Source organism: Gordonia asplenii (assembly GCF_012933505.1).
Classification (GTDB): domain Bacteria; phylum Actinomycetota; class Actinomycetes; order Mycobacteriales; family Mycobacteriaceae; genus Gordonia; species Gordonia asplenii.
In genome coordinates, this window is sequence record NZ_JABBNB010000025.1 from 37,279 (window position 1) to 63,970 (window position 26,692).

Annotated in this window: 21 protein-coding genes; 9 read left to right on the top strand and 12 right to left on the bottom strand. The window is 65.6% G+C overall.

Translation table 11 applies throughout. The features are described from left to right. The first annotated feature begins 25 nt into the window (after window positions 1–25). The 4 genes from HH308_RS20605 (at window position 26) to HH308_RS20620 (ending at window position 4,324) form a co-directional block, all read left to right on the top strand. Entirely contained in the window at window positions 26–1,195 is a 1,170-nt protein-coding gene (locus tag HH308_RS20605; RefSeq protein WP_246284742.1) for an acyl-CoA dehydrogenase family protein, read from the top strand. A gap of 1,232 nt (window positions 1,196–2,427) precedes the next feature. Beyond that, window positions 2,428–3,033, top strand: a complete 606-nt coding sequence (locus HH308_RS20610; RefSeq protein WP_170196126.1) for a biotin transporter BioY — start codon at window positions 2,428–2,430, stop codon at window positions 3,031–3,033. Then, window positions 3,030–3,725 carry an energy-coupling factor ABC transporter ATP-binding protein gene (locus HH308_RS20615; protein ID WP_170196127.1) on the top strand — a complete coding sequence of 232 codons (696 nt, stop codon included), beginning with the start codon at window positions 3,030–3,032 and terminating at the stop codon, window positions 3,723–3,725. The genes HH308_RS20610 and HH308_RS20615 overlap by 4 nt, the downstream gene beginning before the upstream one ends. Then, the gene (locus HH308_RS20620; protein ID WP_170196128.1) at window positions 3,722–4,324 is read left to right on the top strand and encodes an energy-coupling factor transporter transmembrane component T family protein; all 603 of its coding nucleotides are present in this window, start codon (window positions 3,722–3,724) and stop codon (window positions 4,322–4,324) included. The genes HH308_RS20615 and HH308_RS20620 overlap by 4 nt, the downstream gene beginning before the upstream one ends. 864 nt (window positions 4,325–5,188) lie before the next feature. Here HH308_RS20620 and HH308_RS20625 read toward each other — a convergent pair. From HH308_RS20625 to HH308_RS20635, 3 genes are all read right to left on the bottom strand, one after another. Then, window positions 5,189–6,118, bottom strand: a complete 930-nt coding sequence (locus HH308_RS20625; protein WP_170196129.1) for a cation diffusion facilitator family transporter — start codon at window positions 6,116–6,118, stop codon at window positions 5,189–5,191. Window positions 6,119–6,222: 104 nt separating this feature from the next. Continuing rightward, entirely contained in the window at window positions 6,223–7,341 is a 1,119-nt protein-coding gene (locus tag HH308_RS20630; RefSeq protein WP_211188678.1) for an FUSC family protein, read from the bottom strand. After that, complete coding sequence (locus HH308_RS20635; protein ID WP_170196130.1) at window positions 7,334–7,774, bottom strand: DUF3151 domain-containing protein; 441 nt, start codon at window positions 7,772–7,774, stop codon at window positions 7,334–7,336. The genes HH308_RS20630 and HH308_RS20635 overlap by 8 nt, the downstream gene beginning before the upstream one ends. Before the next feature lie 194 nt (window positions 7,775–7,968). On the opposite strand from HH308_RS20635, the gene HH308_RS20640 reads away from it, so the two are divergent. Then, on the top strand, window positions 7,969–9,930 hold the full coding sequence (locus HH308_RS20640; protein ID WP_170196131.1) for an Rv0361 family membrane protein: 1,962 nt from the start codon (window positions 7,969–7,971) through the stop codon (window positions 9,928–9,930). Window positions 9,931–9,988: 58 nt separating this feature from the next. On the opposite strand, the gene fbaA is transcribed toward HH308_RS20640, so the two are convergent. Then, entirely contained in the window at window positions 9,989–11,023 is a 1,035-nt protein-coding gene (gene fbaA, locus HH308_RS20645) for a class II fructose-bisphosphate aldolase (protein WP_170196132.1), read from the bottom strand. A 230-nt stretch (window positions 11,024–11,253) separates the two neighbouring features. Beyond that, on the bottom strand, window positions 11,254–11,556 hold the full coding sequence (locus HH308_RS20650) for a hypothetical protein (RefSeq protein WP_170196133.1): 303 nt from the start codon (window positions 11,554–11,556) through the stop codon (window positions 11,254–11,256). A 598-nt stretch (window positions 11,557–12,154) separates the two neighbouring features. Here HH308_RS20650 and HH308_RS20655 point away from each other — a divergent pair. Next, on the top strand, window positions 12,155–12,817 hold the full coding sequence (locus tag HH308_RS20655) for a DedA family protein (RefSeq protein ID WP_170196185.1): 663 nt from the start codon (window positions 12,155–12,157) through the stop codon (window positions 12,815–12,817). Window positions 12,818–13,355: 538 nt separating this feature from the next. Here the strand turns inward: HH308_RS20655 and HH308_RS20660 are convergent. The 4 genes from HH308_RS20660 to HH308_RS20675 form a co-directional block, all read right to left on the bottom strand. After that, complete coding sequence (locus HH308_RS20660; RefSeq protein ID WP_170196134.1) at window positions 13,356–14,036, bottom strand: TrmH family RNA methyltransferase; 681 nt, start codon at window positions 14,034–14,036, stop codon at window positions 13,356–13,358. Continuing rightward, window positions 14,017–14,559: an orotate phosphoribosyltransferase gene (pyrE, locus tag HH308_RS20665; protein ID WP_170196135.1), complete on the bottom strand. Its 543-nt coding sequence runs from the start codon at window positions 14,557–14,559 to the stop codon at window positions 14,017–14,019. Before pyrE ends, HH308_RS20660 begins: the two co-directional genes overlap by 20 nt. Continuing rightward, window positions 14,556–15,524 carry a TtfA family protein gene (locus HH308_RS20670; RefSeq protein ID WP_170196136.1) on the bottom strand — a complete coding sequence of 323 codons (969 nt, stop codon included), beginning with the start codon at window positions 15,522–15,524 and terminating at the stop codon, window positions 14,556–14,558. The genes pyrE and HH308_RS20670 overlap by 4 nt, the downstream gene beginning before the upstream one ends. Window positions 15,525–16,104: 580 nt before the next feature. After that, window positions 16,105–17,685: a GMC oxidoreductase gene (locus HH308_RS20675; protein WP_170196137.1), complete on the bottom strand. Its 1,581-nt coding sequence runs from the start codon at window positions 17,683–17,685 to the stop codon at window positions 16,105–16,107. Window positions 17,686–17,842: 157 nt separating this feature from the next. On the opposite strand from HH308_RS20675, the gene HH308_RS20680 reads away from it, so the two are divergent. Then, on the top strand, window positions 17,843–18,475 hold the full coding sequence (locus HH308_RS20680) for a TetR/AcrR family transcriptional regulator (protein WP_312870763.1): 633 nt from the start codon (window positions 17,843–17,845) through the stop codon (window positions 18,473–18,475). Between the two features lie 249 nt (window positions 18,476–18,724). Next, the gene (locus HH308_RS20685; RefSeq protein ID WP_170196138.1) at window positions 18,725–19,879 is read left to right on the top strand and encodes a M20 family metallopeptidase; all 1,155 of its coding nucleotides are present in this window, start codon (window positions 18,725–18,727) and stop codon (window positions 19,877–19,879) included. 7 nt (window positions 19,880–19,886) lie between these two features. Here HH308_RS20685 and HH308_RS20690 read toward each other — a convergent pair whose 3' ends face one another. Continuing rightward, window positions 19,887–21,230: an MFS transporter gene (locus tag HH308_RS20690; protein WP_170196139.1), complete on the bottom strand. Its 1,344-nt coding sequence runs from the start codon at window positions 21,228–21,230 to the stop codon at window positions 19,887–19,889. A 271-nt stretch (window positions 21,231–21,501) separates the two neighbouring features. Here HH308_RS20690 and HH308_RS20695 point away from each other — a divergent pair, with 271 nt between their 5' ends. Next, a complete protein-coding gene (locus HH308_RS20695) occupies window positions 21,502–22,938 on the top strand; it encodes an acyltransferase (RefSeq protein ID WP_170196140.1) in 1,437 nt (478 codons plus the stop codon). Between the two features lie 135 nt (window positions 22,939–23,073). Here HH308_RS20695 and HH308_RS20700 read toward each other — a convergent pair whose 3' ends face one another. Together HH308_RS20700 and clpB are read right to left on the bottom strand one after the other, a co-directional pair. Next, window positions 23,074–23,580, bottom strand: coding sequence for a hypothetical protein (locus HH308_RS20700; RefSeq protein WP_170196141.1), 507 nt, complete (start codon window positions 23,578–23,580; stop codon window positions 23,074–23,076). Between the two features lie 488 nt (window positions 23,581–24,068). Beyond that, the gene (gene clpB / locus HH308_RS20705; RefSeq protein WP_170196142.1) at window positions 24,069–26,621 is read right to left on the bottom strand and encodes an ATP-dependent chaperone ClpB; all 2,553 of its coding nucleotides are present in this window, start codon (window positions 26,619–26,621) and stop codon (window positions 24,069–24,071) included. Between the last annotated feature and the right edge of the window lie 71 nt (window positions 26,622–26,692).

A 26,692-nucleotide genomic window follows, 5' to 3' on the forward strand; every position in this document is an offset into this window, starting at 1 on the left:
CCCGCCTCAGACTGAAAGTAGATCGATGTCAACAGATTCGACCATGTTCACCGAATCCGACACCCATCGCGCCATCCGCGACGCCGTCGGCTCCATCACCGAGCAGTACGGGCGAAGCTACTTCGCCGAACACGCCTCCGCGCAGACCCCGACCGCAGAATTGTGGGAGGAACTCGGTACGGCCGGATTCATCGGCATCAACTTGCCGGAGGAATACGGCGGCGGCAGCGCCGGCATGACCGAACTCGCAATCGTCTGCGAAGAGACCGCGGCCCGCGGCTGCCCGTTGATGCTGCTTCTGGTCTCCAGCGCGATCTCCGGCGAACTCCTCGCCAAGTACGGGTCCGAAACCCAGAAGCGGCGATGGTTGCCCGGAATGGCGGACGGTTCCTCGAAGGTCGTCTTCGCGATAACCGAACCCGACGCCGGGTCGAACACGCATGCGGTGAGCACCACTGCGGTCCGCGACGGCGACGGATTCGTGTTGTGCGGCACCAAGTACTTCATCTCCGGCGTCGACGAGGCCGACGCGCTCGTGGTGGTGGCCCGCAGCGGTTCGGATGCGTCGACCGGCCGGGCGAGCATGTCCCTGTTCGTCGTGCCCACCGACAGTCCCGGCCTGGTCAAACACGATCTCCCGGTGGCCGCACAGATCCCGGAGAAGCAGTTCACGCTGTTCTTCGAGGACGTCCGCCTCGGCCCCGAGGCGCTGATCGGTGAGTGGAACGAGGGCTTCCGTCAGGTATTCGACGGGCTGAATCCAGAGCGGATCACCGGCGCGGCGATTGCAGTCGGAATCGGTCGACACGCGGTGGCCACCGGCGCCGAGTACGCCCGCGGCCGTGCGGTCTGGGGCACTCCGATCGGTGCGCATCAAGGCATCGCCCACCCGCTGGCCAAGGCCAAGATCGAGGTGGATCTGGCCCGGCTCGCGACCTACCACGCCGCCCGACTGCACGAGACCGGTCGTGACGCCGCCGAGGCTTCCAACATCGCCAAGTACGCGGCCGCGGAGGCCGCGGTGAACGCGGTCGACACCGCGATACAGACGCACGGCGGCAACGGCCTCAGCGTCGAGTACTCGCTGATCCCGCAGTGGGCGAACGCCCGCCTGCTGCGAACCGCCCCGGTCAGCCGCGAGATGATCCTGAACTACGTCGCCCAGCACAGCCTGGGGCTACCCCGCTCGTACTGACCTATATCGCCGACCGGGCACTGCATCTGCTGGTTGAGCCGCGAGGAGCGCAAGCGCGCCGTACTGAGCGAGGCGCTAGCCGAGTCGAAGTGACGAGCGTGTCGAAACCCCTGTACCACAATGCATTTGATGGTAGCGCACGTGTCGAACTGTGATGGAATCGAACATCGAGGCGTGTGCATCCGAAGGGTGCACACGCGTCACTTGCCGGGTGACATCGCCAATGTTGGCGCGGACTGACGAAAGTCGTTGTGGCTGAGAGGTTTCGACACGGACTCGGCTAGCGCCTCGTCCGGCTCAACCTGGTTTCACCGGTCGGGGCCACTACGTCCGCCGGTTGAGCCGCGAGGAGCGCTAGCGACGAGCGTGTCGAAACCTCTGTACCACAATGCATTTGATGGTAGCGCACGTGTCGAACTGTGATGGAATCGAACATCGAGGCGTGTGCACCCGTAGGGTGCACACGCCTCACTTGCCGGGTGAAAGTCGCCGATATTGGCGCGGATCGTCGAAAGTCGTTGTGGCTGAGAGGTTTCGACACGGACTCGGCTAGCGCCTCGTCCGGCTCAACCAGCAGAGCGGCGCTTCGGTCGGTGGATCCAGGCTCAACCAAGGCTCAACCAGCGGAGGGCCTGCCATCGGTGGATCCAGGTTGAGCGAGGCGAAGCCGAGTCGAAACCACTGTGACGCTGCGGGGTTCGTCGCTGCCCGGCTGGCCGGCGGGTTTCGACTCGCTCCGCTCGCTCAACCGGCAGCGGAACGCGACGTCATACAACTCGTTAAGTGCGACACTCCACTAGTGGTGTGTCGCGGCTAATGGTATTGATATCTTGCGCGCAACCTGCTTCGCCGCATCTGCTGGTTGAGCGAGGCGAAGCCGAGTCGAAACCACTGTGACGCTGCGGGTTCGTCGCTGCCCGGCCTGGACGGATACACGATTCCGAAACGTATCGTGATCGTGGCGAGTCTTCCGAAAACGTGTACCGGCAAAGTTCAGAAGAACCTCGTCCGCGATGGCAATCTCGACCTGTACACGCACGGAGCCGAGGGGTCGGCCTGAACGCCCCTGACTGCGCCGCAGTGCGCCTCGGAGGGCGACCACCAGCGAGGACGTTCCGCTTTCGAAACCAGGTCTCCCGGCCCTCGACTGAAACGGCACTGCGGTTAGCACTCCCTAACCGACGCACACCATAATGCGTAGTGATATTCGACGACGCATGGAGTGAGGTGCGATGACAACGCGGAGCCGACGCGGGATCTCGGTGACCGATGTGACACAGGCCGCGGTGTTCGCGGCGCTGATCGCGGTTCTCGGTCTACCCGGCACCATCACCATCGGGTCGTCGGGTGTGCCGATCACGCTGCAGACGATGGGCGTGATGCTCGCCGGAGCCATCCTCGGGCCACGCAAGGGCACACTCTCCGTCGCGATCTTCATGGTGCTGGCCCTCGTCGGACTGCCGATCCTCGCCGGCGGACGCAATGGCCTCACCGCCCTGTCGTCGCCCACCGCCGGCTTCTTCATCGGCTTCCTGCCGTCGGCGTTGCTCATCGGACTCGCCACCGCCGCACTGATGCCCCGCTACCGACTCGTCTGGGGATTCGTCATCAACGTCGTCGGCGGCATGGGCGTCATCTACCTGTGCGGCACGCTGGGCCTGATGATCCGCAGCGACATGACTTTCTTTGCCGCACTTGCCACTAACGGTCCGTTCGTGATCGGCGACGTGGTCAAAGCCGCAGTCACCGCCATCGTCGCGCAGCAGGTACATCGCGGGTACCCCGGTCTGATCGACCCGATCCTGTTGCGCGGCAAGGCTTCTGACTCTCCGTCGTGACCAGTGCACAGTCAGTCGTCGAATTCGACGGCGTCACACACGGTTTCGGAGATCGACGGGTGCTGACCGAAGTTTCGACCACGCTCACCGAACGTCGGGTCGGGATTGTCGGGGCCAACGGCAGCGGTAAGTCGACGCTGGTGCGGATGATCAACGGCCTGGTGGAGCCCGACGTCGGGACGGTACGCGTCAACGGGACAGAGGTGACCGGCCGGCATCGACGCCGGGTGCGCCGCGAGGTCGGTTTCATCTTCTCCGACCCGGACCGGCAGGTCATCATGCCGACCGTCGTCGAGGATGTGGAACTGTCGCTGTCACGGTCGAAACTGAGCGGTGCGGAGCGGCGAACCGTCGTCGACGACGTGCTGGCGCGCTTCGGGCTCGACGGTCACGCCGACCATCCCTCGCATCAGTTGTCCGGCGGCCAGAAGCAATTGCTCGCGCTGGCGTCGGTTTTGGTGACCAAGCCGCGGATAGTCGTCGCCGACGAACCGACGACGCTGCTCGATCTGCGCAATACGCGGATGCTCGGCGAGGTGTTCGCCGGATTGGACCAGCAACTCATCGTGGTGTCGCACGACCTCGACATCCTCACCGGCTTCGACCGGATCCTGGTGGTCGACGACGGGCGGATCGTCTGCGACGACGTTCCCGCCGACGCCCTGACCTTCTACCGCAAGCTCATGTCATGACCGCGATGGGCGTCTATCAGCCGGGACACTCGGTGCTGCACCGACTTCCGGTGGGCGTGAAGCTTCTCGGGCTGGCGTCGATCATCGTGTTCCTCAGCTTCTGGGTGACCAGCGTCGCGCGGCTGGGCGTCGCGGCGGGCGTCGTCGTCGGGGTGTATCTGCTCGGTTGGATCAAGCCGAGAATCGCTGTATCGCAATTGATTCCGGTGTTGTGGACGATCGCGGTCCTGTTTGTCCTGCAGGTCATCCTGACTGATTGGCAACGCGCACTTGTGGTTTGCGGTGTTCTGCTGGCGTCGGTCATGTTGGCCGTCGCGGTAACGCTGACCACCCGCACCGTCGACGTGCTCGCGTGGATCAATCGCACGCTGAGTCCGTTGCGACTGATCGGCGTCCGTACCGACCAGCTGGCGCTGGGCTTCGCGTTGGCGATCCGAGCGATCCCGCTGATGGTCGAACTGGTGCGGCAGGTAGAAGAGGCAAGGCACGCAAGGAATTTGCCGCTGCGCTCAGCCACAATGCTGACACCGCTGGTGATTTCGGCCCTGCGCACCGCGGATGGCTTCGGCGAAACCCTGATTGCGCGCGGCTTGGATTGAGGTTGCGCGCCAGGCAAGATTCACCGGTCGCTGCGGAGCAAGCTCCCCGCTCCGGCGCTGGGTAGCTCACCCGACGGGCGGGACACACCCGCTCCCCGAGCGCCGAAACAAAGCACGCACCCCCGCTCCCCGAGCCTGGATTCACCGATGGCAGGCTTCTCCGCTGGTTGAGCCGTGAGGAGCGTTAGCGACGAGCGTGTCGAAGCCAAGGTGAGACAACAGATTTCAGTGAGTCGAGCCAGACCAGGACCGCGACATCAGCGCAACCGTCGAATGCACCTGCTGGAAGCACGACCGGAGATGATCACCACGATCGAACGCGAGACAAGCGGTCGCACGTAACCTGTTGTGTCACCGTGGTTTCGACACGGCCTCGGCTAGCGCTACTTCGACTCGGCTAGCGCCTCGCTCAGCACGGCGCTCGACCTGCTCAACCAGCGAAATGGGACCACCATCGGTGGATCCAGGCCGAGTACCGATACAAAGCACGCACCCCCCGCTCCCCGAGTGCCGAAACGAGCTTGCGAGTTTCGGTGTAACGAGGGGCCGGCGAGACAAAGAACCCAACGCAACCAGATCCGTTGCACGCAAACGAATTCGCGGAAGAGAACTCCGGCTTCAGTCAGCTGCGGCGATGAGGTTGGAGCTGCGCCGAGATGTTCCCGACAATCCTGAAATTCGCCAAACAGCCCGGGATAGGAACCCGGACGGGGAACATTTCAGCGCCGCTCAGCACCCTCCTAGATGAGTGACATCGGGCGATCGCCGGGGAATCGTTGGCGGCCGGACCGGTGTGATGGCCTTGCCAACGGACCAGCGTCAGAAATCCGCAAAATAGCAGGTCACCACGGATGAATCTTTCGGCTACCACGTCATCTCGTCGTGACAACGTGCTCCGCCGCGGCAGCTGTCGACCTGGATGGTGGCGTGGTCCAGGCCGTGGTGATGAAGCACCTGTTTGGCGGCGGCGAGGACGGTGGTGTTGTCGGCGTCGCTGGAGACATGCACGGTCGCGACGTCCATGCCGGTAGTCAGCGACCATACGTGCAGGTCATGCACGTCTTGAACCTCGGGGATCGCGGCGAGCTCGGTGCGCACGGCGTCGACGTCGATATGCGACGGCGCCTGCTGATTGAGGATGCGCAGGGCGTCGAGCGCGAGGCGGATCGCGCGCGGCACCACCCACAGGGCGATCAGAACCGCGACGACGATGTCGGCGTAGCCCCAACCGGTCGTCATCGCGACGATTCCGGCCACCAACACGCCCACGCTGCCCAGCGCGTCGGCGAGGACCTCCATGTATGCACCGCGGACCGCGATAGAGGCCTCCGAATCAGCGCGCAGGAGAAGCATCACGACGACGTTGATCGCCAAGCCGATCGACGCGACGATGATCAGCGTCAAACCCGACACTTCCGGGTCGGTGCCAATACGTCGGATCGCCTCGTAGAGGACGAAGACGGCGACACCGATCAGGAGAACTGCGTTGGCGACGGCCGTGAAGACCTCGGCCCGATGCCAGCCGAAGGTCCGCTCGTCGGTGACCTTGCCATGCCGCGCGAGCAGCAGCGCGACCAAACCCATGACGAGTGCGACGACGTCGGTGAGCATGTGCCCGGCGTCGGCGATCAGCGCCAACGAATTGACGACGATGCCCGCGACGAGCTCGACCACGAAGAATCCGCCGATGAAGACGACCGACAGAGCCATCGGCCAGATTCGACGCTGCGCGCCGCCGGAGGCGAGGTCGGCCGCGGTCGGGCCGTGCGAGTGTCCGTCATGTGAATGTCCCACGTGGCCAATATATGCGTACTTTCGCATATATTGCAAGGCTTAGGGTCGCCTTTGTCGGTGCGATTCGGGTTACAACCGGCCGATGCCGGCGCGGCACCACACGCTCACCTCAGCTGTGCGAGTGCAGATGTCCGTTTCAGTCCGCAGATCATGAACATGTCGACGATGATCGACCGGATCTGGGCGACCGTCGCGGTTTCGGCCATCGACGCCTCGTCGGCGAGACTGCGTTTGGCGCGCCGACCGATCCGGCGCACGACTTTCGCGGCGTCACTTTGATCGGGGAAGTCGCCCGGGTCGGCCATCATCATGGCTCGCAGAATGTCGAAGGCGTAGCCGAAGTCGGAGATGATCTCGATGACCTCCTCGGACAGTTGCTCGCCGCGCTCGACCATCGACAACGCCCGACGCGAGAGCACCCGGAAGTTGCGGACCGCGTTGTCGATCGGATCGGCGGTCTCCGAGATGCGTTCCAGCCGCTCGCGGGAACGCCAGTACAGCGGCGAAATCCGCGACACCTCCTGACCGCCGCCCATGTCTGCGCGCATCTGAGTGATCGCACCCTGGGTGGCTCGCGCGTCTTCGAGGGCGCCGAACACCTCGTCTTCGTCAGCGTTGCGCAGGCCGTCGGCGAGGCGCCACGCGGCGTCGCGCATCGTGGTCAGCACACCGGCTGCGTCACGACGCGCCCGGTGAGCCGGATTGACCGGAAACACCGCCACGACGATGAGCCCGATCACGCCGCCGATCAGCGCGTCCACCGCCCGACTGAAACCGGCGGTACCGCCGGGCGGCAGGAGTGTGGCTACCAGCGTCGCCGACGACGCCGCCTGCATCGGTACCAGCGGCCCGTCGTCGAGGAAGACCGCGGTGGCCATCGCGAGCGCCACGACGACGACCACCTGCCAGGTACCCGATCCGATCTGCCGCACTAGCAGGTCGCCGACCAGGATGCCGATGACCACACCGCCGACGAGCTCGACCGACCGTCGCCAGCGTTTGCCCAGTGACAAACCGAGCGAGACCACAGCCGCGATCGGCGCGAAGAACGGTGCGGGATTGGTTCCGGTGACCATGCTCGCGACCCACCACGCCAACCCGGCGGCCACCGCGCACTGCAGAATCGGGCCGCCGGACAGCCAGAGTCGACGCAGCCTGGTCTGCAGGATCGCGGGGAAGGTGAGGAACCAGGCGTGCAGCCTGGGCCGGATGGGACTAATCAAGCCCCAACTGGCCGATCGCGTTGGGATCGCTGTCGTTGAGCAGGTCGAGGCAGCGGAGGTATTCGTCTTCCTCACCGATGGCCTGCGCGGCACGGGCCAGCGCGCCGACGCAGCGCAGGAAACCCTGGTTGGGTTCGTGGCTCCACGGGACCGGGCCGAATCCCTTCCATCCGTGGCGCCGCAGCTGATCGAGTCCGCGGTGGTAGCCGGTCCGCGCGAAGGCGTACGCGGTGACGTATCCCTGGGTGGCGTGCGCGTCGTCGACGATGTTCTCCAGCGCCGCTTCGGCAAGGTAGGCCCAGGCGATCGAGGCCGTCGGGTGAGCTGCTGCCACCGCAGCCGGGTCGACCTTGTTGAGCAGGTCTGATTCCGCCTCGTCGTCGCCGGTCAGCAGGGTGGGATTGGGGCCGAGAAGATCTCCGAAGGAAGTCACCTCTGCATTCTGTCATCCAACCGCGACGCCGAGTGCGCGATGACTGACGACACTCGGCGACGAGCACCGAAATGCCGTTACCGCGGCGCATTAGATAGGCTGGTACGACTTCGGGTGTGTTCCGACACCCTTATTCAGCGTGACCTCACCGCTGCAGGGCGGGTTTTTCAAACAAAGAAGGCAGGACGTGCCGTATGGCGCCATCGGACGACACCAAGCGGTTCCCCGCACCTAAGAAAGCGGTGGGCAGGGCAATCGCCGCATTCCGCAACCGCGGCGAAAACGATACCCCGGCATCCCCGAACATCACGCGCGCCGCGCCGCCGGCTCCCCCGTCTACCGGTGGTGCGGCCCGCAACGGCTCTGCCGGCGCGCCCGCTGCGCCGTCCACGCCCCCTGCGCGGCCCACCCCCTCCGCTCCGGCGACACCCGCGAAGCCGGAACCGGAGAAGCCCAAGTCGACGATGAAGCCCCGGGGTGGACGCGGCATCGACTCGGCGACGATGGTCATCGACCGCTCCAAGCTGCCCAAGGCCGAGGAGCTCACCGACCTCGACGACATCGACGCCCTCGCCGGCGACAAAGCCGATGAAAAGCACGAGTCCGATTCGAGTGCGTCGAAGAAGGCAGCCGTCGCAGGCGGCGCGGTTGCCGCGGGTGTGGCAGCTGCGGCAGCCGCGGGCGCGGACAAGGCCGACGAGGCACCGTCCGACGACGATTCGACGAAAGACGATGACACGAAGGCCGCCGCGGCGACCGAGGAGCCCGGCGTCGAAGATGGCGCCGAGTCCGCTGCCGAAGACGAGCCCGCAGCCGCGGACGCCGCCGGCGATCCCGCGGCCGAAGAACTTGCGGCAGAGCCCGCAGCCGATTCGGCTGCGGCCGGTGAGGCTTCTGCCGACTCGACTCCGGTCGACTCGACTCCGGCCGGGGAAGCTACGGCCGATTCGACTCCTGCCGATGGAGCTGTGGTCGAGGAGGCGGCAGGTACTGCGCCGGCCGATGAGGCCGCATCCGACGAGGTCCCGACGGCGCCGGAGGCAGTCGAACCGGCTGAGCCGGTCGTCGAGTCGACGGTCGAGGACGACACCGCTACCCCCGCTGCGGAGACCACGACCGAAAAGGACGCCGACGCCGAGCCCGCCGCGGACGACGACAAGACCGCGAAGATCGCAGCGGCGACGGCTGCTGCGGGGGCGGCCGCTGTGGTGGCCTCCGCCGTGGCCAAGTCGAAGGCCGACGAAAAGACCACTGCCGAGGATTCAGCGAAAACCGAAGCAGTACAAGAGGACTCGTCCGTTTCGACCGACGAGGTCAGCACGGACGACGCCGAGCAAGGCACCGTCGCCGACGCCGAGGAGCAGACCGGCGAATCGTCGGACGACACCACCGATGTCGTACCGACCGCCGACACGGACGAGAAGACCGACGTCGTCGAGACGCCGACCGATGAGAAGACCGTCGAGCTCGACAAGCCCGATCTCGACCAGAAGACCGTCGCCATCTCGAAGGCCGACGCCGCGGCCGCCGTCGCCGGATCAGACGCCGCGACGACGGTGATCCGCAAGCCGGAGATCCGCAAGCTCGAGCCGTCGACCACGGTCATCAACAAGCCGGCCGCCGTGGCCGGTGGCCCGGCGACATCGCCGAGCGCGCCCCCGCAGACCGGGCCCGGCTGGACGTCGACCGGACACGAACCGCAGGTCATCACGTCCGAGGCGCCGGCCAAGACCAAGCGCAAGTGGCCGTTGCTCGTCGGCGCCGCCGTTGTGGTGGTGGTCGTGGCCGCCGCGATCCTCGGGTATCTGTTCGGCCGGTCGCCGGCCGACGCCGACGAGGCGGCCAACGTCGCGGTCAGCTATGTCGCCGCCCAGAACAACGGCGACATCGCGACCCTGCGCAACGTCACCTGCGGCGATCGCCACGAGTTCTACACTCGCATCTCCGACGCCGACTTCGCGAAGATCTACGCCGCGCAGAAGACCCGCAACGAGCTGGTCAACATCTCCGGCGTCAAAGCGTCGAAGGTGACCGGCGGGAGCAGCGCCGTCGTCGAGGTCAACGCGTTCCGCACCAGCACACCGCAGACGATCACCCCGGTCTCGATCAACCTGCAGAAGCAGGGCGACGACTGGAAGGTCTGCGACCCCAAGTAGAAGTCCCGCACACAACGAAGCGCCCCTTGGAAATCCAAGGGGCGCTTCGTTGTTCGACTCACTTACTGATCGAGCGGCCCGCCGAGCGCAGGTCGTTGCAAGCCTCGATGACACGCTCGGTCATCGACGCTTCGGCCTTCTTCATGTAGACGCGGGGGTCGTAGACCTTCTTGTTGCCGACCTCTCCGTCGACCTTGAGCACACCGTCGTAGTTGGCGAACATGTGCCCGGCGACCGGACGGGTGAAGGCGTACTGGGTGTCAGTGTCGACGTTCATCTTCACCACGCCGTAGCTCAGCGATTCTTCGATCTCGCTCTTGAGCGAGCCGGACCCGCCGTGGAAGACGAAGTCGAAGGGCTTCGACGCCGGGTCGACGCCGAGCTTCGCGGCAGCGGCCTTCTGTCCGTCGTCGAGAACCGACGGCTTGAGCTTGACGTTGCCCGGCTTGTAGACGCCGTGCACGTTGCCGAAGGTTGCGGCGAGCAGATACTTGCCCTTCTCCCCCGCGCCGAGCGCCGCGACGGTCTTCTCGAAGTCTTCCACCGAGGTGTAGAGCTTGTCGTTGATCTCGGCCTCGACACCGTCTTCTTCACCGCCGACGACGCCGATCTCCACCTCGAGGATGATGTTGGCGGCCGCGGTCTTGGCGAGCAGTTCCTGGGCGATCTCCAGATTCTCGTCGATCGGCACCGCCGAACCGTCCCACATGTGCGACTGGAACAGCGGATCCTGGCCGTTGCGCACGCGCTCGGTCGAGATCTCGATGAGCGGGCGGACGAATCCGTCGAGCTTGTCCTTCGGACAGTGGTCGGTGTGCAGCGCGATGGTGACGTCGTACTTGGCCGCGATGACGTGCGCGAACTCGGCGAGCGCGACCGCACCGGTGACCATGTCCTTCACGCCGAGGCCGGAACCGAACTCGGCGCCACCGGTGGAGAACTGGATGATGCCGTCACTGCCGGCGTCGGCGAAACCCTTGATCGCGGCGTTGATGGTCTCCGACGACGTGCAGTTGATCGCCGGGAACGCGTAGCCACCCTCCTTGGCCTTGGCCAGCATCTCGGCGTACTTCTCGGGGGTTGCGATGGGCATCGATGAATCCTCCATACTTGTCGGCAACGGCAGCCTTGTGCTGTGTCCGCGGCACCTTCTTCGTCGCGACCCACTTGTGGCGAGTCGTGAGCTCCGGGCGACGAACCTGCGGCGAATCGCCGCGACGATGAGTCGTCGGGCGAGTCGCGGTCCGTCGCGAGCATCACCTAAGTATGGCAAGTCGTGATCGGCGTCGCAGCGAGAGGGAGGACGCGGCCGGATCTGCGTCGCTATCGCTCGCTGATCCGCCATGGATCGCTGTTCAGCGGGCCGTTCACGGCGCGCAGTCGCAGCGTCGTCCCGCCATCGACGCGGACGTCTACCGGGACGGTGCCGAGGACCCTGCGCCATCCCCGGTACCGGATCCCGACCGCCACACGATGCGCGCCAGCCTCGCAGTGGATGAGGGCCGCCTTGTTCCATCGGACGGCGTGTTCCGTCTCGTCGACGGCGACGATCGGTCGGGCCAGCGCGTAGACGAACCACCCGTTGACCCAGTGGGCACCTACGACGACTTCGATTGCGGAGGTCATGAATCGAGTGAAGCAGGTCGGCTTGCTCGTCGGGATCGGTCAACTGTGGTAGCGACTAAGGCCGACGCCCGACGCGTTCCTCTGCCGGTTGAGCGAGCGCAGCGAGTCGAAACCCCACCGGCCGGACAGTAGCGAAACCCGCAGCGTCACCGTGGTTTCGACTCGGCTTCGCCTCGCTCAACCAGCAGGATGCGGCGAAGCAGGGTGCGCACAAGATATCAATACCATTAGCCGCGACACTCCGAGCCCAGCCCAACCAGCGGATATCGCTGAGGCGCCGGGGCGAGTGGCTCGTCGCGATTCACCCCTCGCGCCGCGAGCGTCACGCACAGTCCGAATATCGCCACCACGCCGACGGTCGAGGTGCCACACACTAGTGCTGACATCACCGCTCCCCCCAGAATCGTGTCGGTCACCCCCGTGATCCGACGTGCTCCGCAGCATCGCACACGCCTATGACATCGCCCACTGGCCCGCCAACACTCAGCCGGGGTTCAGGTCCGCCCAGGTAGCCTGTATTTCCGTGATCAATGCGCTGACCGACACCTCGACCGCCTGGGCCGCCGATGCCGCGAACACCGTCGTCCAAGCCGGGCTGATGCCGGGCTTCATGGACCCGTTCACCCTGATCGGATACTTCGGCGCATTCGCCTTCTGGGGCTTGTTGATCGTCATCTTCATCGAGTCCGGCGTGCTGTTCCCGGTACTCCCCGGCGATTCTCTGTTGTTCGTCGCGGGCCTCATCGCCGCAGGCAGTGCCACTGCGGAGCACGCCCAGCAAGTCGCCGACGCCAACTTCAAACTCTGGTACCTGCTGATCGGTGTACCCATCGCCGGCATTCTCGGCGGGCAGGTCGGCTATTGGGTCGGCCGCTTGGCGGGGACGTCGATGTTCAAGCCCGACGCACGGTTCCTCAAGGAGAAGTACCTGCTCGAGGCGCACGAGTTCTTCGAGAAGCGCGGCCCGTTCACCATCTTCATCGCGCGCTTCGTTCCGATCGTGCGCACGCTCGCCCCGATCGTCGCCGGCGCCGCGAGGATGAAGTACGCCCTGTTCAGCGCCTACAACGTGATCGGCGCGATTGTCTGGGGCGCCGGTATCGTGCTGCTCGGCTACTGGCTGGGCAGCTTCACGATCATCCAGAAGCTGATCGAGCCGATCTTCATCCTCATCGTGTTGGTGTCGGTGCTGCCGATGGTCTGGGAGTGGTACAAGCGTCGCAAGAACACTTCGCAGGGAGCAGTGTCCGACGCCGCGTAGGCCAGCTCTGGCAAGACCGAGGATGCGGCGATAGCGGCAGCCATCGTGGTCGAGCCAGGCCGGGACTCGCAAGGTCGCTCAGCACGGCGGGGGCCGCCGAGAGCCGCAACGGAAATTGGGAGACACGCCCTAGCTGGTCCGACGCTTGGTTGGTGAGAGCTGGTGGTTCGGTGCGCTGACACCGTCGGCTTACGGGGTTTCGACACGGGCCTACGCTTGCGCTCCGGCCCGGCTCAACCAGCGGGTGGGCACGCTCAATCTACGGGTGGCGCCCGACTTACGCTCCGACCCGACTCATCAAACCAGCGGATGCGCACGCTCAACCAGCGGAGTGACCCGGCTCATGGCACCCACTGAAACCAGCGGGTGAGCCCGATCCGGCTGGATCTGGGCCCCGACATCCCCGTCTAGTCACAAACCGGTCCCCCTCAGCGGAGCAGATGCTGGGGAGCATCCGTCGCGCTGAAGGGGACCGGTTTGCCGGATCAAGCGAACAGGTCACGTACGTCGCGATCACATTCAGTCGTGCACTCGGTCATCACCATGCCTGGTCGAGGTCCGCGTGCTGGGAAATCCACGCGTGCATCGCGATTCCGGCCGCGACCCCGGCGTTGATCGAGCGTGTGGAACCGAACTGCGCTATCGACACGGTCAAGTCCGCGGCGGCCTGCGCGTCGTCACTGACTCCCGGCCCCTCCTGACCGAACAGCAGGACGCAATCACGAGGCAGCGCAACGGTTTCCAGCCGCACCGAGCCGGGCGTATTGTCCACCGCGACGACCACCAGTCCCGCTTCGCGCGCCCAGGCGACCAAGTCGGCGACGGTCTCGTGGTGCTCGATGCGCTGATAGCGGTCGGTGACCATCGCTCCCCGACGATTCCACCGGCGTCGGCCGACGATGTGCACCGCGGCCGCAGCGAAGGCATTCGCCGTCCGCACGACCGTGCCGATATTGGCGTCATGAGCGAAATTCTCAATAGCGATGTGCAGCGGGTGACGTCGCGCGTCGATGTCGGCGACGATCGCATCGCGCGTCCAATAGCGGTATGCGTCAACGACATTGCGCGAATCACCGTCAGCCAGGAGTTCGGCGTCGAACATCGGATCCGACGGCAGCGGCGCACCGCGCTCGATCAGCCACGGCCCGACGCCGACCGGCGCCGAGCGCGCCTGCCATTCGGTGGGGCCGGGCTGGTGCTCAGGCGAGTCCGAGGTCACTCAAACCCAACAGCGACCGATACGGAACACCCAGCTTGCCGATGACCTCGTCGGCTCCGGTGGCGCGGTCGACGACGGTGGCCACCCCCACGACGTTGGCGCCGATCGCGCGCGCGGCCTCGACGGCGGTGCTCGGCGACGCCCCCGTCGTCGACGTGTCCTCGACGATCAGCACATCGCGCCCGACGATGTCGGGCCCTTCGATCTGCCGTTGCATCCCATGGGCTTTAGCGGCCTTGCGCACCACGAATGCGTCTATCGGCCGGCCGTCGGCGTGCATGATCGACGTCGCCACCGGGTCGGCGCCCAAGGTGAGGCCGCCGACCGCGTCGTACGCCCAATCCGCGGTCAACTCGCGCATCAGCTTGCCGATCAGCCGCGACGCCTCGTGGTGCAGGGTCGCACGGCGTAGATCGACGTAGTAGTCGGCCTCCTTACCGGAGGACAACGTGACTCTTCCGTGCACGACGGCGAGCTCGGTGACCAGCTTCGCGAGGCGGTCCCGATCAGAAACTTCGGTCATCGATCATCCCGTCGAGAGCGGTCGGCCGGACGCTGGACCGGCATCGGTCCCATCCGACGTCCCGCGGTGTTGGTGGAGGGTCCGGGCACGCGGGTGCGGGCGGCCGCGTCGTCGAGACTGTCGGAGCGCGCTGCGCGGTTGACGGTCGGCGGCACCGCCGCCCAGACCGCCGTCGGCTCCTCCGATTGAGCGTCGGCGACCGAGTCCGCCTCGCCGCGGGTCGCGGACTGCTCGTGGGCAGACTTACGGAGCGCGGCGCCGCGCTGCTTGTCGCGCATGTTCTCGGTCTTCTCGTCGGCCAGCTCGGCGCGAGCAGGACCGTGCGGGTCACGCGGGTCCGGTGATCCCTGCGGATCGCGGACCGGCGGCAGCGCACGCAGAAGGTCGGCGAACCGTCGCACGACGTCGAGCGCGGCGTCGAGCTTGGCGTCGTCGGCGGTCAGCGGCATCGAGCCGATCGCCCATTTGCCCTCGGTCCAGAGGATCTCGACGAACGGCGGCGCGTTGGTGGCCAACGCGATCATCCGGCGGTCGCAGACGCGGCGCGCGACGTCGAGGTCGTTGGAGAACATGACGCGCGGGCCCATGGCGCCGAGCAGTTCGACGTCGTCCTCGGCCGGTGCGAGCACGTCTTCGTGACGCAGATCGACGATCACCGGCGACGGCGCGGTGCGTCGAACGGCGATCACGGTAGCCGTTTCGGACAGGTCGAATACGACGGCTTCGGCGTCCTCGTAGGTGCCGTACGCGACGTCGCGGACCGTCACGTGGTCGGGGACATCCATGGCTGCGCGGCGAAACACCTTGCGCAACTTGGTATCCGACTCGCGGTACGCGAAGCCGTGCCGGTCGCCCCACACGGCGCGGTGGTGTCGTTTCTCCGTCGACCGTTGCCGATCGAGCCACAGGAGGACCGCGGCGCCGGCCAAGGCCAGGGCTGCGATCACAAAATACACGATGGTCATCGCACTACAGCCTACTATCGGTGCCGCAAACCGCTGCGCCAAGCACGAGACACCGGGGTGTGTCTTCCAACTCTCCTTGCGAGCTACCGCAGCGACGGGGCGTTCGTCGGTGGCCGATCTGGCAAAGCGGAGAAGGAACGATAGCGGCAATGTCGCGTAGTGGAGGGGGCTGATGTGGCGGATGTGGACGGTCAAGTGCCGAGGAGCGCTGGCGCAGGTCTAGCTCGGGCGGTCGGTTCCGAGGAGCGCTGGCGCAGGTCGGACAACCTCCCGTATTCACCTCGTTTACTCGCACCCACCTCGCCTGGCCGGTGGGGTGGGTGCGAGTAGATGAGGTGGATTGCGGGGCCCGCCGAGAGCGGCAAGGGGAATTGGGAGCCACTAGCGGTGTGTCGCACTTAAAGAGTTGTATGACCGTTGCGTTCCCCTGCCGGTTGAGCGAGCGCAGCGAGTCGAAACCCGCCAGCCCCGCAACGACAAAACCCGCAGCGTCACAATGGTTTCGACTCGGCTTCGCCTCGCTCAACCAGCAGGATACGGCGTCGCACAAGATATCAACACCATTAGCCACGACACGCCACTAGATGACGGTGCCCACGTCGCGGGCGACGATGTTGTCGAGGGCACGCTCGGCGACGGCGGCGATGGTCATCGACGGGTTGCAGGCCGCAGCGGTTCCGGGGATGAGCGCGCCGTCGATCACATACAGCCCGCGCTGTCCGGTCACGCGGCCGTCGAGGTCGCAGACCGTGCCCATCGACGCCCCGCCGAGCGGATGCCAGGTGGTCGGGAGCAGGGCGTTGGTGTCGACGAGCGTGGCCGTCGGCCCCGCGATGCGGTGTACCGCCGGGTCGATGTGACCGCGCTGGATCGCCGCGTCGCCGTTCGACGGCCACTTCAGCACGGCCTGATCGCGCGCGGTGTCGTATACGTAGCGCCCTCGACTACGACTGACTCCGTAGCCGACCAGCATCGTCGAATGGGCGTCGACGCCCAGCGGCGGGATCGACGCCTGGATGACGGTGAACGCCGACGTCGGGTCGGACCAGTTGAGACTCCCGTAGACGACCGGTCCGCCCTGTTCGACGCCGAAGTCGTTGGCCGGGTCGGTCCAGGTGTAGATGCGGTCGGCGTTGGTGCCCCAGCCGCCGCCGAGCCCGTCGGGAAGGTCGGTGATGTGCCCCAGCGCCGACGCCCGGACCAGCAGGCGATTGGTGTGGACCGCGCCGGCGGCCATCACCAGGGTCGGCGCGGTCATCACGATCTGTTCGAGCACACGACCGGTCTCGTCGGTGCGATTCACCCTGACCACCCAGCGCCCGCTGCGAGCGCGCTCGACGTCGGTCACCTCGTGCAGAGTTCGGATCGACAGTCGGCCGGTGGCCTGGGCCTGTGCGAGATAGGTGACGTCGACGCTGTGCTTGCCGCCGTTGTTGACACCGATCGAGCAGTCGCCGTTGGTATACGAGCGCGCCATCTTGCCGTGCAGCTCGTCGACCGCGTATCGCCAGTCGATGGGCATGGGGATCTTCGACAACGGCATGCCGGCGCGCCTGACATTGCGCGCGAAGGTCCGTGGGGCGGCGTAGGTGGCACTGCGGATCAGTTCATCGGGGGCCGTCTGCAGCCCGAGCATCCGGGCGACGCGCGGGTAGTGCACGCGGTTCATCCGCCGCCAGTCGAGCGCGTTGGGCAGGTATTCGTCGAACACCGCTTGCGCCGGTTGCAGCGTCATCCCCTGATAGACCAGGGATCCCCCGCCGAGGCCGGCCGCACAGATCGGCGTCATGTTCTCGCCGGGCACGGCGTCGAACAGGCCGACATACGACGCGACGTCGATCGGCCGTCCGAACAGGTATCGCGCCGAACCGTGCCAGAGGGCGCGCGCGTCGGGTGCGGCGGCGTGCGGGAATGTCTTCGCATCAGGCCCGGTGCGCCAACGCTTTCCACGCTCCAGGAGCGTGACCGGCACGCCGGCCCGGGTCAACCGCAAGGCGGTCACGCCGCCGCCGAAACCCGATCCGACGACGATGACGCGATGCTCCTCGCGACGCAGCCGGATGGGTGCGGCCGACGCCGTGGCCCGCGCCGCGCCGACGGCCACCGTCGCACCTACCGCCGCGGCGCCGCCGAGGAGAGTTCGGCGAGAGAAGTCGGTCATCGATGTGCTCCATTCTCAGTCATCCGACTGATCAATATCATGTAGATCACCCGCTGATCAGCGTGAGATCGGACCGGTGTCGGGTGCGCGCCGCCGCGACGACGTTCGATCCGCCCCAACCACCACGACCGGGAACGTGATGGTGGACCATGGATCAGTGGCAGGCGCACGGAGTGAGCAGACAGTCCAAACGCGGCAGCGGCTGCTGCGAGCGGCCGAGGAGTTGTTCGCCGAACACGGGATCGCAGGCGTGTCGAACAGGCAGGTCAGCGAGGCGGCCGGACAGGGCAACAATTTCGCGGTCGGGTACCACTTCGGGTCGAAGCTCGACCTGGTGCGCGCCCTGCTGACGCAGCATCAAGAGGCGATCGACGTGATCCGCAGCCGCATGGTGGACCAGCTGGGCTATATCGCAGAGTTTCGACATTGGGTAAACTGCCTGGTCAGACCGCAGTTCGAATACATCGATCGATTGGGTTCGGACTCCTACTTCGCTCGATTCTGCGCGCAGGCGTCGGTCGAGCCGACAACCCTGCAACTGGTCTACGACACCGCCGCGGCGTCGCGTCCAATGCTCACGACTCTCGACGGCATGTACCGGACATTGCCGACCCTGCCCGCCGCGGCGATCGAGGTGCGCAACACCATGACTCGTCACGCGATCGTGCACACGCTCGCCGATTTCGAAGGCGCCCTGGCAGCCGAGGCAGTGGGCCAGACCGATTGGTCCTCATACTCCGACGGCGTGACCGATGCCCTCGTGGGGCTGTGGCTGGCACCCGCGACGTAGCGACAACACCCCTCACACGCGGCACCTCCTGACTGCCCGAGGACTCCCTGCCCTCACAATCAACTCGTCAATAGTCAGTCAGTTGCCTGACGATTGCCACATCGAATCAGGTTTTGTGACCTATTTCACTCACCGGTTGATCGACGCGGCAGCCCACCCGCGCAAGCAGGATCGGCGGGTCCGATGCGCACACGATCCCGGCACTGCGAAGATTGACAGACCCTTGTCGCGCACGGAGAGGATGTGCTGATGACGGCCATCGAACGATTCATCGACACCGATGCGCTGACCGAATTGACGGTGGCGCTCGTCGAGACCGCCAGCGAGAATCCCGGCGGCACCGAAGCCGCGGCGGTCGCCGTCCTCGAGAAGGCGTGTGCCGAACTCGGGCTGACCACCTCGACGCATGAAGTCGAGCCGGGACGCCCCAACATGACCGCGACATTGAGCGGGGGCAACGGCCCCGGCCTGATGTTCCTCGGCCACTCCGACGTCGTGCCCGCGGGCCCGGGATGGACCGACGACCCCTACCGCGCGCGGATCGTCGACGGCCGGATCATCGGCCGCGGGACGTCGGACATGAAGGGCGGCCTGGCCGCGATCGCGATCGCCATGGGCGCGCTCGCGAGCACCGGCGTCGAATTGTCGGGTCCGGTGGAACTCGTCGCCACGGTCGACGAAGAGGAAATGGGCCTGGGTGCGCGCAATTATGTTGCACACCAATCTGATTCACGGTTCGTCGGCTGCGTGGTGGCCGAACCCACCAACATGCGGATCGTCCACGGGTGCCGCGGCGCCGCGTACCTGCACATCGACGTCACCGGCCGCGCGGCCCATTCCGGACGCACGTCGGACGGTCGCAGCGCCATCGATGCGGCGGCGGCGATCATCGACCTCATCCACGACGACGAGCCCGCGGTGGACCCGATCCTCGGCCCGGGAAGCTGGAATGTCGGATTGATCCAAGGCGGACAAGGGATTTCGATCGTCGCACCGTCGTGCTATCTCGGCGTCGACCGCCGGCTCGCCCCCGGCGAACGCATGGACGACATCGCCCGCATCGTCCGCGCGAAGATCGAAGCTGCCGGGATAGTCGGGGACGGCATCGGCGTCGAACTGCGACCGACTCCGGACACGCCCGCGTTTGTGACTTCGCCCGACGACCCGCTCGTCGTCGACGCCGCCGCGGTGCTCGACGAGTTGGCGTTGCCGTCGGGGCTGACGACCTGGAGCGCCGCCTGCGACGGCGGTTTCATCAACGGCGAATTGGGCATTCCCACAATCGTTTTGGGGCCGGGAGACATCAACACGCAGGCACATCAGGCAGATGAGTCGGTGTCGATCGATGAACTGGTCTGTGCGGCACAGGTGTACCTGCGGCTGGCGACGAGGATGTTGGGGTAAGACGGCGTCAACGCGAAACCAGCTCCGGCTCCACTCCTTGCTCCGGGATCCCCGTCCCGCGCAGTGAGCAGCCCGCGGTCTCCTTCAGGAAGGCCAGCGCCACCATGCCGATCGCACAGGCGGCCATCATGTACGCGGCCGGGAAGAGGTTCCAGCCGGTGCCGTCGACGACGGCTTCGTTCACCAGTGGCGCCGTTCCGCCGAAGGCCGCGGTGGCGACGTTGTAGGAGATGGCGAAACCGGCGTAGCGGACCTGGGTGGGAAACATCGCGGGGAAGGTCGCGGAGATGGTGGCGAGCTGCGGGATGTAGAGCACGCCGAGGACCACGAATCCGACGATGGCCCACGCAAACCCCTGTCCCATCAGCCAGTACATCGGCAGGGCCAGGACGAACAATCCGATGAGCGAGATCCACCACATGGGCTTGCGCCCCGTCGAATCCGACCATCGGCCGAAGAACGGAATCAGCAGCATCATGATGACCTGGCCGATCAAGACGACGGCAGAACCGCTGTCTTCGTCGAGGCCGATGGTGTTCTTGAGGTAGTCGGGCTGGTACGCGAGGAGGGTGTAATTGGCGACGTTGAGCGCGATCACCATGCCGAACATCGTCAGGATCGGGCGCCAGTAGGTGCTCACGAGCTCCACGAGCCGGCTCCACGCGGTGCCTTCGACCGCCTCGGACTGCTTGACCTCGTTAAATACCGGCGGATCGTCGAGCTGCGAGCGCAGGTACAGCCCGATCGCACCGAGCGGCAGCGCCAGCAGGAACGGAACGCGCCAGCCCCACGAGTTCATCTGGTCGTCGGAGAGCATGAGGTTGAACAACAGCACCAGCGCCGTTCCGCCGGCGAATCCGGCCAGCGTGCCGAACTCCAGGAAACTGCCGTATCGACCACGTTGCTTGTCGGGTGCGTACTCGGCCATGAACGTGGCCGCGCCGCCATACTCACCACCGGTCGAGAAGCCCTGCACGACGCGCAGCGCGATCAGCAGGATGGGCGCCCACACACCGGCGACCGCGTGCGACGGCAGCACGCCGATGAGCGCGGTCGCGCCGGAGATGAGCAGGATCGTCATGGCGAGGACGCGTTTGCGGCCGAGGCGATCACCCAACGGTCCCCAGACCATGCCGCCGAGCGGGCGTAAGACGAAGGAGATCGCGAAACCGAGCATGGTTCCGACACCGCCCCAGGAACCGGGAAAGAACGTGTGGGTGAGATAGGTGGTGGTCGCGGCGTAGACGCCGTAGTCGTACCATTCCGTCGCGTTTCCGATGGCCGACGCCCCGATGGCGCGGCGGAGGTCCTTCGTGTCGACGGTCAAGGTGGTGCTCGCCTGGTCAGTCATCTGCGCCTTCCGAATACCTCATGGGCCAGCTGAGGTGCGTGTCGTCTCTAGTTACGTGCGTTATTTAGGCAAAGTAATAGCGTCCTCTTAGGTGTCTACCCCATGAATTCCCGACGGCCAACCGGAAAACAGCGTCGAACATCACATTTCGCACCGCTGACCTGCGACATCGACCGAAGGTCACGATGGCGCAACAGCTCGCTGGCAGGTGATGCACAGGTTTCGCTTAGGCCATTCGGACGGTTGGCCACTAGGATGCGAAAGGTTGCGCATGCATACCAGCAGTTGTTGTGAGATCGGAGATGCTTTGTCCGGGATAGTCGAGAAGGACGCGGAGTCGACGCCCCCGGTAACCGCTCCCCCGCCCAAGCGCGACAAGCATCTCTACCAACTCGACCTGGTCCGGCTGATCACCTTCGCCGCGGTCATCCTCGACCACGTCATGCTCGGCGTCATCCCGCTGACCAGCATCACAGCCGGCGGCATAGAGATCTTCCTGCGCTACTCGCGCTACTCGTTCTTCGCGCTGACCGGCTTCGTTCTCGGCTTCCAGTACCGCAATCGCGAACTCGACACGCTGACTTTCTGGCGTCGTCGCTACAAGCTGATCGGTATCCCCTACGTCACGTGGACGCTGTTCTACTGGGTGTACTCACGCTATGACATCGGCGGCTGGCACGACGTGTGGAACACCGTCGACTCACCCAGCCACATCCTGGTGACGCTCAAGTCGCTGGCCTACGACCTCATCACCGGAAACGCCTGGTACCACCTGTACTTCCTGTTCGTGAGCATGCAGATCTACCTGGTGTTCCCGGCGCTGCTGTGGGTGCTCAAGCGCACCTGGGGCTACCACCGCTATCTGCTCGTCGCGAGTGGCGCGTTCCACGTCGTCCTGCTGTACGCGATGGTGCGACCGCCGCTGGGCATCTTCACGCACGGTCCTCAGGGGACCATCTGGATGCACCTGTTGGTGACGATCCTGCCGTACCAGTTCTTCGTGCTCAGCGGGTGTATCGCGGCGCTGCATTTCGAAGCGTTCCACGCGTTCCTCAAGCGGTACCGGCTGGCGAGCTTCGCGGTGGGAATCGTGGTGATGTCGGTAACGCTGATCTACTACGTCCACCGGATCCATGCGGGCGAAGACATGTTCCGGGCGACCAACGTGTTCATGCTGCACAACGCATTCGCCTACATCGCGATCGTGGTGATGCTGTACGGCCTCGGGTCGATCTGGCAGGAGCGGCGCAATCCCGGGTCGACCGCCGACCGGTTCCTCAAGACCGCGGCCGACCGATCATTCGGCATCTACCTGGCGCACGGTCTCGCGCTGGAAGAATTAATGAACATCGTCCACGTCCACCCGGACTGGCTCGCCTGGCCGACGATGATCCTCACCTATCTCGGTACCGCGGTGCTCACCGTGTTCATGGTGGAAGTGTTGCGCCGCAGCCCGATCAGTCTGATGACCACCGGGCGCGAGCCGCTGCCTGCGAAGGGGCAGCGGGCGTGGCTCTGTGCCGCGGTCGGCGGTGTCGGCGTGGTGATCGGGATAACGATCCGATTGCTGTTCCATGCGCGCGTCGGAGACCTGACCGCGCTGACCGGCGCGGTGTTGATCGCGACGTCGGGCTGGGTGTGGTTGCGGCAGCGTCGGGCGCTCGCGGAGCCCAAGCCGGTGGTCGAGCGGGTCGCGACCGCGGACTGACGGCGCGGTTGTCGTGACGTCGAGTCCGCGTGGCTTCGTGTCCCAACAAACGCAGACGGATCCGACATAGCCACCGCCCTGAACAACCCAGAACATCATGCGCCCCACGAGTTACAACGAACCGTTGGGATCTACTCACCACCCGACCGGTGCGGCCGGCGTTCTGGGCGCAGTTGCATGCTCGATCCCGACGGCGAGCCAAGAGACGGCGACAAGGATAAGACACGCCAACGCCGGTTCGAGCGCCTGACGTAGCGCGAAGTCAAGGCCCGACGAGAACATCCACGCGTACGCATAAACCACCCCGCAGAGGACCCCGCCCACGGGTGCTAGCACGATCATGCCCAACGACGTGCGGTGTCCCGCGAGCCAGGCCAACAGCAGCAGGCCATAGGCGATCCCGTGCCCCACCGCATATTCGGTCATATCGTCGAGCACCAGCCACTGGACACTCCACTCCAACTGAAGACTCCCTGCCGTCGGGCCGATGTAGGCGAGGAAGAACGCCGCCGCTCCAAGCCATGCGCCGAGGTGGATCGCCGCACCGTGGCCGACGACCGTCCTCGATCGGAATGCGAGTAACAGCACTACCGCCAGAAGTCCGAAGACCCCGGCCACGACGGCGGACATTCCCAATGACATCCGGTCGACGGCATCACAATCGGTTGGCCCACCGCAGGTCGTGTAAAGGTGGTGCCGCACGTATGACTCGATCCCAACTGCAAACACGAAGCACACCATCAGCGCAGCGACGAAAGCCGAACCGTACGACCGACCTGACGGCTGCTGCGCGTGCGAGAACGGGTACGGCGCGGGATATCCGTCCCGGCCGATACCCTGCGGTCTACGGTTGTTCGGGCGGTGGCGGCAGGTATTTACCCGGCCCTAGGGGACTCGACATGCCCCATCAGTCCCCTCACCGCTACCCCACGCCATCGACCGAACGGGCCAATCGGCGTGCCTGATGTCCGGGCATCGAGTCCACGTGTGCACTCACGTCCCCGTGGCGGGTATCGGAGGGCGTATTGCCCTCGGATGCCGACGAGGGGGACGCCAATTCACGCTCAACACAAACGGCCCCACCCATTTCTGGGTGGGGCCGTTCGTATTTCGCGTAAGCCGCGGGGAATCTATCCGATCTTCAGCGACTCACCGTCGCCCGCGACGTCCACCGGAACGGTGTCGCCGTCGCGAACATCGCCTGCCAGCAGCGCTTTCGCGAGCTGGTCGCCGATGGCCTGCTGCACCAGGCGGCGCAGCGGACGGGCGCCGTAGAGCGGGTCGAAGCCGCGCTCGCCGAGCCATTCCTGTGCCTTCGGCGTGACATCGAGCGTCAACCGACGTTGCGCCAGGCGCTTGTTGAGCGCCTTGAGCTGGATGTCGACGATCGACGTCAGCTCCTCCGGGCTCAGTGCGTGGAAGATGATCACGTCGTCGAGCCGGTTGATGAACTCGGGCTTGAACCGCGACCGCACCGCCATCATCACCTGATCGGCGTCGCCGCCCGCGCCGAGGTTGGACGTCAGGATCAGAATCGTGTTGCGGAAGTCCACCGTTCGGCCCTGACCGTCGGTCAGGCGACCTTCGTCGAGGACCTGCAGCAGTACGTCGAACACGTCCGGGTGAGCCTTCTCAACCTCGTCGAACAGGATCACCGAGTACGGGCGGCGACGAACGGCCTCGGTCAGCTGACCACCGGCGTCGTAGCCGACGTACCCGGGAGGCGCGCCGACAAGCCTTGCGACACTGTGCTTTTCACCGTATTCGCTCATGTCGATGCGGATCATCGCCCGCTCGTCGTCGAACATGAACTCCGCCAGCGCTTTTGCGAGCTCCGTCTTACCGACACCGGTCGGTCCGAGGAACAGGAAACTGCCCAGCGGCCGATTGGGGTCGGCGACACCGGCCCGTGCGCGCCGCACGGCGTCGGAAACCGCTTGCACCGCTTCGGATTGACCGATGACGCGGGCACCGATCTCGGACTCCATTCGGAGCAGTTTCGCCGTCTCGCCTTCGAGCATGCGGCCGGCCGGGACGCCGGTCCACGCGGACACGACGTCGGCGACGTCGTTGGGTCCGACCTCCTCTTGGAGCATGACGTCCTCGCCAGGTGCGGTTCCGGTCTTCTCCAGGGCGGCGGTCAGGTTCTTCTCCAGGGTCGGAATCCGGCCGTAGCGAAGCTCGGCGGCCTTGCCGAGGTCGCCGTCGCGTTCAGCGCGATCGGCTGCGCCCCTGAGGTTTTCGAGTTCCTCCTTGAGGTCGCGGACCGCGTCGATGGCCGAGCGCTCGGACTGCCAGCGCGCGGAGAGCTCGTTGAGCTTCTCCTTGTTGTCGGCGAGTTCGGCGCGCAGCTTCTCCAGGCGATCCTTCGACGCCGCGTCCGTTTCCTTCTGCAGCGCAAGCTCTTCCACCTCGAAACGGCGGACGATACGTTCCACCTCATCGATTTCGACTGGGCGGGAATCGATTTCCATCCGAAGTCGCGACGCGGCCTCGTCGACGAGGTCGATGGCCTTGTCGGGCAGGAAGCGCGACGTGATGTAGCGGTCGGAAAGCGTTGCGGCAGCGACCAATGCGGAGTCGGTGATGCGGACACCGTGGTGCACCTCGTAACGCTCCTTGAGTCCACGCAGGATGCCGATGGTGTCTTCGACCGATGGCTCGCCGACGTAGACCTGCTGGAAACGTCGTTCCAGTGCGGCGTCCTTCTCGATGTACTGGCGGTACTCCTCCAGGGTCGTCGCGCCGACGAGGCGCAATTCACCGCGAGCCAGCAACGGCTTGATCATGTTGCCCGCGTCCATGGCGGAATCGCCTGTGGCACCGGCTCCTACGATCGTGTGCAGCTCGTCTATGAAGGTGATGATCTGTCCGTCGGCGGCCTTGATCTCGTCGAGGACGGCCTTGAGCCGCTCTTCGAACTCGCCGCGATACTTGGCGCCCGCGACCATCGAACCGAGGTCGAGGGAGATGACGGTCTTGCCGCGCAACGACTCCGGGACGTCGCCTTCGACGACGCGCTGTGCGAGGCCTTCGACGATGGCGGTCTTGCCGACGCCGGGTTCGCCGATGAGGACCGGATTGTTCTTGGTCCGTCGGCTCAGTACCTGTACGACACGGCGGATTTCGGTGTCGCGGCCGATGACCGGGTCGAGCTTGCCTTCACGAGCGCGGGCGGTCAGGTCCGTCGAATACTTCTCCAGTGCCTGGTACTGCGACTCGGGATCGGGGCTGGTGACCCGAGCGGCACCGCGGACCGACACGAATGCGTCGCGTAGTGCCTGCGGGGTGGCGCCACTGTTCGACAGGAGCTTGGCAACGTCGGTGTCGCCGGTGGCCAGGCCGACGGTCAGGTGCTCGGTGGAGACGTACTCGTCGCCGAGTTCGGTGGCGAGTTGCTGAGCCGCGGTGACAGCAGCGATCGACTCACGCGACAGCTGTGGCTGTGCGCTGGCCGACGAGACCGTCGGCATGCGGTCGACGAGGCCCTGGGCCTGGCGTCGAACATCGACCGGATTGGTGCCGACCGCTTTGAGCAGCGGTGATGCGATTCCGTCGGTCTGGTCGAGCAGGGCGACCAGAATATGGGCTGGCCGAACGTCGGGGTTGCCGTTGGCCGCAGCGCTTTGCACGGCAGCCTGCAACGCAGCCTGCGTCTTGGTGGTGGGCGTGAAACTGTCCACTAGTACTACCTCTCGTCTGTGTGTTCTGGCGACGGACGCGGTGTGCGCATTCCAGGATGCCAGAGTTAAGT

Excerpts from the sequence above, each read along its gene's own strand:
- HH308_RS20675 (WP_170196137.1), bottom strand. The coding sequence starts at position 17,685 with ATGACCGACTTCTCTCGCCGAACTCTCCTCGGCGGCGCCGCGGCGGTA.
- HH308_RS20640 (WP_170196131.1), top strand. The coding sequence starts at position 7,969 with ATGGCGCCATCGGACGACACCAAGCGGTTCCCCGCACCTAAGAAAGCG.
- HH308_RS20610 (WP_170196126.1), top strand. The coding sequence starts at position 2,428 with ATGACAACGCGGAGCCGACGCGGGATCTCGGTGACCGATGTGACACAG.
- HH308_RS20605 (WP_246284742.1), top strand. The coding sequence starts at position 26 with ATGTCAACAGATTCGACCATGTTCACCGAATCCGACACCCATCGCGCC.
- fbaA (WP_170196132.1), bottom strand. The coding sequence starts at position 11,023 with ATGCCCATCGCAACCCCCGAGAAGTACGCCGAGATGCTGGCCAAGGCC.
- HH308_RS20650 (WP_170196133.1), bottom strand. The coding sequence starts at position 11,556 with ATGACCTCCGCAATCGAAGTCGTCGTAGGTGCCCACTGGGTCAACGGG.
- HH308_RS20700 (WP_170196141.1), bottom strand. The coding sequence starts at position 23,580 with ATGTCATTGGGAATGTCCGCCGTCGTGGCCGGGGTCTTCGGACTTCTG.
- HH308_RS20685 (WP_170196138.1), top strand. The coding sequence starts at position 18,725 with ATGACGGCCATCGAACGATTCATCGACACCGATGCGCTGACCGAATTG.
- HH308_RS20690 (WP_170196139.1), bottom strand. The coding sequence starts at position 21,230 with ATGACTGACCAGGCGAGCACCACCTTGACCGTCGACACGAAGGACCTC.
- HH308_RS20620 (WP_170196128.1), top strand. The coding sequence starts at position 3,722 with ATGACCGCGATGGGCGTCTATCAGCCGGGACACTCGGTGCTGCACCGA.
- HH308_RS20655 (WP_170196185.1), top strand. The coding sequence starts at position 12,155 with ATGCCGGGCTTCATGGACCCGTTCACCCTGATCGGATACTTCGGCGCA.
- pyrE (WP_170196135.1), bottom strand. The coding sequence starts at position 14,559 with ATGACCGAAGTTTCTGATCGGGACCGCCTCGCGAAGCTGGTCACCGAG.
- HH308_RS20695 (WP_170196140.1), top strand. The coding sequence starts at position 21,502 with ATGCATACCAGCAGTTGTTGTGAGATCGGAGATGCTTTGTCCGGGATA.
- HH308_RS20670 (WP_170196136.1), bottom strand. The coding sequence starts at position 15,524 with ATGACCATCGTGTATTTTGTGATCGCAGCCCTGGCCTTGGCCGGCGCC.